The organism is Candidatus Hydrogenedentota bacterium (assembly GCA_016791475.1).
Taxonomy (GTDB): Bacteria; Hydrogenedentota; Hydrogenedentia; order Hydrogenedentales; family JAEUWI01; genus JAEUWI01.
The window spans coordinates 82,847-92,477 of sequence record JAEUWI010000029.1 but is presented as its reverse complement, the minus strand read 5'-3'; the positions used below and the strand labels follow the sequence as shown (position 1 = coordinate 92,477).

Here is a 9,631-nt window from a genome sequence, read left to right as displayed (position 1 = left end):
ACCTCCTTTCCGAGATCCACAGTATGGGGACATTTTCAAAGAGTTAGCAGGGGGACATTTTCAAAGAGTTTCGACAGGGGGCCGGAAAGTGTCAACCTTCCGGCCCCGCCACACTGAGTGTAGACGATTGGACTAGAACTGAGAAACCAGCCGGGCGAAAGCGGGGGTACCTGGAAAGGGGCTGGGGTATTTCTGAAAGGTCACGTGACCATCCATGTAGAGCCAGTTCGCGCCGCCGGGGACATGATTGAAATCCGCCGTGTCGGTGCTCAACAAATCTCCGATAACTGGGATGCTGCTCTGGGCTTCCGCGCTTGCACCGGGATTGTTGATATCCGTGATAAAGAATCGCTCGATACCTTCGCGGGTGCGGTGAAGTGTCTCGTTGCCCGAAACACCGTCGAAATTCCCGCTGATATCCTCGTCGTAGCGTCCGGCGCCGCCGGTGAGAATGCTGGTGATGTGGTTGGCAATCATTGTCTGAAGCGCAACCACAAAGGCCGGGTTGATGCTGGCCGCGCTGGTCTCGTCGCCGCCCGTCACAAGATAGTCGTGACCGGGACGTCCGTTCAGGGCCCAGGCGAGGTACAGGTAGGATTCCGCGGTAAACGCGCAACGGTCGGTCTGTCCTTTCACGGGCACACCCGCCGGGACAACGGAGGTATCGTGAACGTTCCAACGCAATTCATCGCCGACGATCTTCTGGGCCGCCGAATCGGAGGGACAGAGCAGCGCATTGGTGTCGGTCAAATATTCGGGGTAGATCAGGGTGCCGTCGAACACAAATTCCGTGTCCGGCGCGTTACCCGCGGGTTGTCCCGAGCCGGGCGGCGCGGGATTGGGGTAATTGCATTCGTTGTAGTTGACGTAGCTCGCCGTGGAGCCTCCGCCCGCGGGTGAGCTGATCACCCAGGACTGGCGGGGGGCCATAGGGGGAAACTTGCCGCCCTTGGACTCGTTGGCAAACATTTTGCACACCAGGCCGATCTGCTTGAGATTGTTCTGGCAACTTGCGCGCCGGGCCGCCTCGCGGGCGCGGGCCAGGGCGGGGAGCAGGATGGCGGCCAGAATGCCGATAATGGCGATGACCACCAGCAGCTCAATGAGGGTGAAACCCTTTCGCTTCATCATAAACCAAGCCTCCAAAAGCCGTTTGAGATGAATCTCGGGATGACCTTGTCAATCCTCGGGGAAAGCGGGAGTCAACAACCTCCTTTCTGCAACGGGAGACCGACGCGTCACACAACGCCTGAACGTCCCCGACGGACCTTATCGCAGGCTTGCGGAGCGGGCAAGGGCGATGCGCTCGCCCGTCTCACCCGGATTGTGTGCCACGAACTGCCTGTTGCGGTATCTGATTTTCAGGGTAGACCAAGTGGGCCGTGTTGTCAACGAAAATAACCGGACCCTATGGCGGGTGGTCCTGAATAGGCCCCAGGAGTCACCGGGAGTCGGCGATCGATTTGATCCAGACGCGACGCGTGCGGGGTCCGTCAAACTCGCAGAAATAGATGGACTGCCATGTGCCCAGCGCGAGCCGACCGCGCTGCACGAACACGGTGGCCGAGGAACCCATCATACTTGCCTTGACGTGGGCCGCGGCGTTGCCCTCGGCGTGGGCATAGCCCCCTTCCCACGGCGCCATTCGCTCCAGGATAAGCTCCATATCGGCGACCACGTCGGGATCCGCATTTTCATTGATGGTAACACCGGCGGTGGTGTGGGGAATGAAGACGCGCACCTCGCCTTCGGTCACGCCGGCCTCCTCCACACATCGCCGCACCATAGCGTCAATGTTGATAAACTCGGTGTGGCGCCGGGTGGACAGGGTGAACTCGCGCATGGCGTCAGATCTCCATTTGATTCAGATTGCGCAGGCCGAAATACATGGGCAGTGCGGCGCAGACGATGCTCAATGCCGTGACCAGAGTCACCGCGCAAGCCAGGGCATAGTAGAACTGGGTCTGGCCCTGGAAGAGGCCAAGGGCCTTCCACTGCAGCACCGCAACCTGCGCCGCAACCACGCAGGTGATGAAGGCGACACTGGTAAGCAGATTCAGGGTGCCGCCCATGCCAGAGACGATACGGGCGGGGTTGTCTTCCGTGAATGTGGGATAGAGCGCCCCCAGGCCCACCGCCAGGCCCGAAAGCCCGAAGGTGGAAACCAGCACGCTGTAGACCGTCAGGGCGTAATAAACCGGCTCCAGTTTGAGCATATACCCGGAGAGCAGGGCGAGTCCGACGGTAAAGACGGCGGTGAGGGAGACGCTGAGCCAGAATTTTTGCCAAATGAGCTGCCGGAAAGTCAGCGGGGCCAGCCCGAGGATCCAGATCCGTCGTCCCTCAAGGCTGATGAGAGGAAAAACGAATCGGCTGGTCAGGGTGGCGAGAATGAGCATGACGGATCCCACGTTGAGGCAGGCGATCCAGCCGCGCCAGAATTCGGACTCATACAGCCGGGAGGAATTGCGAATGTTGGCGATGTAGATGGCCATGATGCCGAAGAAAATGACAAATTGCGACCATTGGGTAGGATCGCGCCAGAAGAGCTTGATGTCCTTCAGAAAAAGGGAACGGTGCGGATCCGGCAGCACGCGCAGGGCCAGGGCGACCCAGGCGAGGGCGCCGCGATCGAGCGGTTTGATGCGCTGGCGATCCTGTCCCATGAGATAGGACCAGCCGGGATAAAACATACGCTCGGCCAGGGCCGCCGTAAGCATGACGGTCATCAGAGCGGTGGACAGGATCAGGAGGAACCAGAAAATGGCGCCGCCGTAGCGGCCATCGGCGGTATTGAGAATGCCCTCGGCGGCCCAGTAGCTCGGCAGAAGGCTCGACTGGGTCTTTTCCATGGCGAGCAGAATGGACTGAAACGTGCTCTCGTCGGTGATGCGCGCGCCCCGGATGATGCTTCGGATGTATACGAAGAACAACGCGACCCCGACCCCGCCGAGCACCGCAATCCAGGGAAAGTTCAGCCTCGGGAAGAAGCGGACGAGCACGATGGTAATCGCGCAGCCGATACAGGCGGGAATGGCCACATAGGGCAGGAACATGAGGGCCGTCATGAGATAGAAGAGCGGTCCCGCATCGGTGCTGAGGGCATAGGCGATCATCATGGGGGAGCCGAGATAGGCCAGGGACCATGAGGAGAAGGCAACACTTTCGATGAAGCGGGCATAGAAGAAGTCCGTGTAGCTGATGGGCCCCTGGAGGAGATAAACCACTTCTTTCGATCGATAGAGGGTTGAAAAAGCCACAAGAACATTGGAGAACACCAGCAGGAGAAAAATCGAAAGAGAGAATATGCTCAGGCTTTGGCGAAGGAGGGCCACACCGAAGGCAAACTCGTTGCCGCCGCGACCGCCGAAATCGATCAACCAGGTGAACCCGCGCAGAAAAAGAAAGAGCGCGCCGAACCAGAGCCCCACGGCCGCGAAGCTCAACACACCGATCTTGAGCCTGGACTCGTGGCGTACGGAGGCGATCTGGTGTCGTGCCATACGGGCCTTGGCCCGCATGACGGCAAGTACCTGATTCATGCCACGGGCTCTCCGTTGTCGTCGCTGGTGACCGCCAGGAAGACTTCCTCAAGCGACCCGGGGTTCTCGTGGAGTGCCTTGATTTCCGTTACCGTCCCCAGATGCAATAAACGCCCCTGATTGATGATTCCGATTTTATCCGCGATCTCTTCCGCAATACTCAGCGTGTGGGTGGACATGAAAACGGTTAACCCCTCCTCGCGCGTCTTCTGCTTGAGAAAATCCTTCACAAAGCGGATATTCTTCGGGTCCAGGCCCACCCACGGTTCGTCGACGATGACTATCTTCGGGTCATGCAGAAAGCAGGATGCGAAGGAGAGCTTCTGGCGCATTCCATGGCTGTAGTCTTCGATCAACTGGTCCCCCACCCGGCTGATTTCGAACATTTCGAGCAGGGGCTCGCAGTGGGCCTTGAAGTGCGCCTCGGTCAGTTGATAAAGCCCCGCCACAAAGCGCATGAACTCGCGACCGGTGAGCTTGTCATAAAGAAAGGGATGATCGGGCACATAGCCGAGCAGTCGCTTCGCCGCTACGGGCTCTTCCTGGATATTGATCCCCCCCACGCTCACGCTGCCGCCGCTGGGCCGCAGCAGACCGGTCAGCATCTTGATCGTCGTGGTCTTTCCCGCGCCATTGGGCCCGAGGAAGCAGAAGAAGGTGCCCTCGGGGATGTCGAGGTCCAGGGGAGCAACGGCGATCTTTTCGCCAAAGCGTTTGGTAAGTTGTTCGGTTCGGATCATGGTGGGTCTAGATTTCACTTCCTGTTGATTAACATCGCACTCAGCACGACCTGAGGAATTCCAGAAAAGCTAGAAGTCCAGTGGGCTTGCAGATCACAACGGGGCCTTTTCCTGAGCGCCAAAGGCGAGATCCATACCAGCCTGGGGCAAAGCCCCAGGTGAGAGTAAAAATTTATGCCAAGGACTGAAAGCCTGCTCCATTCTTTTGGATGCTAGTCCCAGACATAGGCTTCATCATACTCCACTCCGTACTTCTGCAAGAACCACCTGAGCTCCGTCTGAAAGGTCTGAGACGCGTGACGTTCGCGTTGGTGATCGATGTATTCAATAAGCGTTTTTAGATCTTTGAATCCAACCGAAAAGCATGCGTACCCCGTTGCCAAGAAAAGTCACTGAGATCGCCAGATTGTGTCTTGATCCATTTTGATGAAGCGGACTTCAACTGTTCCACCAAGCCGACAATGGTGATTGTACTGGAGAGTCGGATCGCCAGATGCACATGATCCTCCACACCGCCGACACGATAACATTCGCAACCCGCGTTTCTGGCTGCGGTCGCAAGTAAGGCATGAACGGGATCCTGTACCTCTGCGCCGAGATAGGGGCGTCTATCTTTCGTGCTAAAGATCAAATGAACAATGACGACACTCAATGACTGTGGCATGGCCATGACTCGGGCTTTCGGACCTCTCCTTTCTCGTGAGTTGATCGAGGGGGCTCGGGATCTTCATAAAGCGATCCGAACAACGCATCAAAGTACCGAAGAAGAGATCAGGCTTTCAGCCTTTTCAATACTTATCCCATCGTTACCTGGGGCTTCGCCCCGGGCTGATATAGAACGCGCCGTTGGCGCCACAAGAAAATATAGTCCCGCCCCACAGTATCAATATAATTCACCAAGCAGGTTTGAACTTCGCCTGTCATTCCGTTGTATTCGAATATATGACCGAACTCTTTCTTCGACCGGTCTATCTGATACTCACCTTACTCAATGGACACAACCTCCAACTCAATCTGCCCGATGTAGGCCGCCAGGCGCACCCAGGCTTCGATGCTGCCATTGAGAAGCTTGATGTGGGTAGCATCGGCGGCCACCTGACCGAGGGTGGGGTCCATTGGATACCACGCGCCTCCCACATGAACCTCGGGCCAGGCATGGTAACCAAAACCTTCGAGGGTGTCGCTGTAGACGAGGCCGATGGCAATGCGCGTGGGAATATCGGATGCGCGGGCCAGCGCCGCGAACAGCACGGCGTGTTCATTGCAATCTCCCGTCTTGTTTCGCAATACGTCGAGGGCATTGGGCACGCTGAGCACGGGGACTTTGTCAATGCTCTCGTAGAGCCAGGTGTGAATCAGCAGCGCCTTTTTCCATGGATCGGTCTCGGTGCCGACAATTTCTTGAGCCTTCCGCAACACTTCGGGGTGCCTCGCGGTGACAAAGGCGTCGCTGGCAAGATGGGGCGCGGGGTCGAAATCGGCGGGCTCGGAGACGACGGCGGTGGCTAACGGCGCGGGCTGGAGAATCGTCACCAGATCACCCTCGCGCACCTGCCACGGCGGGTCACTCGGAATAGTGTCCACATCCACCCCTGAGATACGAACCACAAGTCGCGTCGCGTCCACGAAAACCGCCTTCCCCTTGGGTACCACGGCAAGCGACTGGATCATGTCTCCCCCGCCACCTGCGGGTACCGGCGTGTCTGCGGTTTCCGGAGCGATTTTTCGCAGGGTGAAACCGAAGGGCGTGGTGGCCTGGAGCACTTCTTCGTTGGGGCCGATCCAGGCTTTACTCGTCATCCCACCTACCGTGGTGGAATAAACACTCGCGAGGACTGGCACGCCTTCGATGGATATATTCTCCTCGCCCACGCGCGCGACAGTGGCCTTACCCATTTTCATCGCCACGGGGTCAAAGGCGTCGATCGTCGTCGTCTCGCCCGCCTTGAGGACCGGCAGCCCCGAGCCCGGCATGCCCACGCCACTACCTGAGAGGAGATTGCTTTCCATGGGAAAATCGAGTGGCAGGACTTCGCCGCCGGTCTTCAAGGCGCCCCGGAGGCGCTTGTTCTCCACCGCGCCCTCAACGCCCATGGTGTGGCCGCCTGAGTGGAGCGAAAAATCAAAATTGGATAGGGCGCCATCCGCCGATGTCCACGCTTTGCCGCCGATCTTCATGCCGGCTTCCATGCCGAAGAGAGAAGTCTCCAGATCGGCCTCGACGCTCAGACGAAAACCCGGCCTGCCACCCTTTTCCGCCGCTGCCGTCGTCCAGTGTAGCCGTCCCACACGCTGGCCGCCCTCCAGAAAGATCCCCATCCACTGGTCCTGCGGCTCGAACCCGCGGCGCGCCTCCGGCGGCGGTGTCGACGGCGCCAGCCAGCCTTCCCGATAAATAAACAAAGCAACCATCACCACCCAGAAGATGGTGATGGTCGTTGGAATTAAACGGCGTGGCTTCCGCAGCATTTCTTGTATTTCTTGCCACTGCCGCAGGGGCACTTCTCATTCGGCCCCACTTTATTCTCGGCCCGAATGGGAGCGGGCTTGGCCTTGGCCTTGGCTTTCTCGGAACGAACCGTACTGGCCTCGCCTTCCTGGGGCGTATCGTCCTCGGGCACCTTGCCCGCGAGACTGAAGCGCGTGGTGTCGAACCGCGCGAAGCTGCTGTCGGCCTCTTTGTCCGCCGCCACGTAGTGGTACTGATTGAGCTGGGCGAAAGGATCTTCCTGCTGAGTGAGGGTGCCGAGCTGAATGCTCGCGGCGCGCTTCCGGCGCACTTCGGGATCGGTGAGTCGGAACAGCGTGGTGATAACGCTTTCCTCGATACCCTTCACCATGGTCTGGAACATCTCAAAGCCTTCCTGCTTGTACTCCAGCAGGGGGTCTTTCTGTCCGAAGGCGCGCAGACGCACCGACTCACGAAGGTAGTCCATTTCATACAGGTGGTCGATCCACTTGTCGTCCACCGCGCGGAGCAACGCCATGAGCTCCAGATCGTGCACGCGCTTGCGGGCGATCTGCTCAAAGTGGACGCCCGCCTCATCGCCTCCGATATCGCGGCGGAAGCTCTCGCGCAGTTCCTCGGCAATCATATCCTCCCTGCGTTGGTATTCCGCGAGAACCTGCTCATTGAGGACTTCGAGCAGTTCGTCGCCGTTCTCGACTTCTTCCGGGAGATCGACTTCGAAGTGAAAGAGCGCTTCCATTCGCGCTTCGAGACCCTCCAGGTCCCATTCGTTGGCGGGCACGTTGTCCGGGGCGTACTCGTCCACCACGTCCCCCACGGTGTTATAGAACATCTCGCGGAGCTGCTCGGTCACGTCGTTGTCTTCCAGCACGTTGCGGCGCATGGCGTAGATATACTTGCGCTGCTTGTCCATGACCGTGTCATATTCCAGAACGTGCTTGCGGCTTTCGAAGTGATACTCCTCCACCTGGCGCTGGGAACGTTCGATGGTGCGCGACACCATGCGCTGGCTGAGTGGCTCCTCGTCCATCTCGTCGCCGCCCATGAAATCCACCAGTTTTTTCACGCGGTCACCGCCGAACAGCCGGGCGATATCGTCCTCCAGACTCACGTAGAAACGTGTCGTGCCGGGGTCGCCCTGGCGCCCGCAGCGGCCGCGAAGCTGGTTGTCGATACGGCGGGATTCATGGCGCTCGGTGCCGATGATATAGAGGCCGCCCAATTCGCGGATGCCTTCCGCCAGCTTGATGTCGGTACCGCGACCGGCCATGTTGGTGGCGATCGTGATGGCGCCCGCCTTACCCGCGTTCGAGATGATTGACGCTTCGCGCTCGTGGTGCTTGGCGTTCAGCACCTGGAAATCCTCGATTCCCTCCTCCTCCATCAATTTCGCGAGCAACTCGGACTTCTCGATGGAGACGGTGCCCACGAGGGTGGGACGGCCGGTGGCCCGAATGGCCTTGATTTCATTGATAACATAGCGAAACTTGCCCTTCTCCGTGGCGAAGATAAGATCGGTCTCGTCTTTGCGCGCCATGGGAAGGTTCGTGGGGATCTGGGTAACGTCCAGGCGGTACACCTTGTCAAACTCGGGAGCTTCGGTGACGGCGGTACCGGTCATGCCCGCCAACTTTTCGTAGAGACGGAAATAGTTCTGATACGTGATGCTGGCGATGGTCTGCGATTCGAAACGGAGCGGCACTCGTTCTTTCGCTTCCAGGGCCTGGTGAAGACCATCGGAATAGCGTCGGCCTTCCATCGTGCGACCGGTGAACTCGTCCACGATGAGGACCTCGTTGTCCTTCACCATGTAGTCTTTGTCGCGCTTGAAGAAGTTGTAGGCCTTCAGCGACTGCTCGATCATGTGCGCCCAGCCGATGGTTTCACTCGCGTAAAGATCGTCGATGCCGAGAAGGCGCTCCACCGCGACCATGCCGTCATCCGTCAGGATGATGTGCCGCTGTTTCTCGTCCATCGTGAAGTGCTCTTCCTTACGCAACTTGCGCACGGCCTCGTCCACTTTCAAGTAGAGATCGCTGCTTTTTTCCGGACGGCCCGAGATAATGAGCGGCGTTCGGGCTTCGTCGATGAGAATGGAGTCCACCTCGTCCACGATGGCGAAGTTGAGGCCGCGCTGCACCCGGTGATCGGGATGCTTGGCCATGTTGTCCCGGAGGTAGTCGAAGCCGAACTCGTTGTTGGTGCCGTAGGTGATATCGGCGCGATAGCCCACCTTGCGCTCCATGTGGTCCATGTCGGACTGGATGAGGCCAACCGTGAGACCGAGGAACTCGTAAATGGGCCGCATCCACTCGGCGTCGCGCTGGGCGAGGTAGTCGTTCACGGTTACCACGTGGACGCCCTTGCCCGGCAGCGCGTTGAGATAAACCGGCAGGATCGCCACCAGGGTCTTGCCTTCACCCGTGGTCATCTCGGCAATATTGCCGCGGTGCAGGGTCGTGCCGCCGATAATCTGCACATCAAAGGGCCGCATGCCCGCGACGCGCTTGGCGGCTTCACGCGCGGTGGCGAAAGCCTCGGGCAGGATATCGTCCAGCGATTCGCCCGCCGCGAGGCGCGCCTTGAACAATCCAGTCTGGGCACGAAGCTGCGAATCCGTCATCTCCGTCATTCGGGCTTCCTGAGCCCGCACGGCATCGATCACCGGCTGGAATTTCTTAACTTCGCGGTCCTTCTCCGTGCCGAAAATGGCGGTCAGGATCGCGGTAAAGAGCTGCTTGAACACTGCGTTACAATCTCCGCCTCGAAAGGCTTTGCAAACTATTCGCGAGTCACCACGATGTGGTGTCGGTTTTGTTCTATCTGCTACTATCGCATGATAACAAAGGGCGGGAAAGGAATTCTATGCGCGCCTCCCG

General features: G+C 58.8%; 4 protein-coding genes and 3 pseudogenes. All 7 read right to left on the bottom strand.

The window, feature by feature from the left end; all coding sequences use genetic code 11:
- Positions 1-1,044: 1,044 nt before the first annotated feature.
- Positions 1,045-1,131, bottom strand: a pseudogene (locus JNK74_16225) (prepilin-type N-terminal cleavage/methylation domain-containing protein).
- A 310-nt stretch (positions 1,132-1,441) separates the two neighbouring features.
- Positions 1,442-1,843, bottom strand: a complete 402-nt coding sequence (locus JNK74_16220; protein MBL7647730.1) for a YjbQ family protein — start codon at positions 1,841-1,843, stop codon at positions 1,442-1,444.
- A gap of 4 nt (positions 1,844-1,847) precedes the next feature.
- Positions 1,848-3,542: a hypothetical protein gene (locus JNK74_16215; protein MBL7647729.1), complete on the bottom strand. Its 1,695-nt coding sequence runs from the start codon at positions 3,540-3,542 to the stop codon at positions 1,848-1,850.
- Positions 3,539-4,282, bottom strand: coding sequence for an ABC transporter ATP-binding protein (locus tag JNK74_16210; protein MBL7647728.1), 744 nt, complete (start codon positions 4,280-4,282; stop codon positions 3,539-3,541). The genes JNK74_16215 and JNK74_16210 overlap by 4 nt, the downstream gene beginning before the upstream one ends.
- Positions 4,283-4,494: 212 nt before the next feature.
- A pseudogene (gene tnpA / locus JNK74_16205) lies at positions 4,495-4,946 on the bottom strand (IS200/IS605 family transposase).
- Positions 4,947-5,266: 320 nt separating this feature from the next.
- Positions 5,267-6,751, bottom strand: coding sequence for a transglutaminase domain-containing protein (locus JNK74_16200; protein ID MBL7647727.1), 1,485 nt, complete (start codon positions 6,749-6,751; stop codon positions 5,267-5,269).
- A pseudogene (secA, locus tag JNK74_16195) lies at positions 6,727-9,444 on the bottom strand (preprotein translocase subunit SecA). The gene JNK74_16200 and the pseudogene secA overlap by 25 nt, the downstream one beginning before the upstream one ends.
- Positions 9,445-9,631 lie beyond the last annotated feature (187 nt).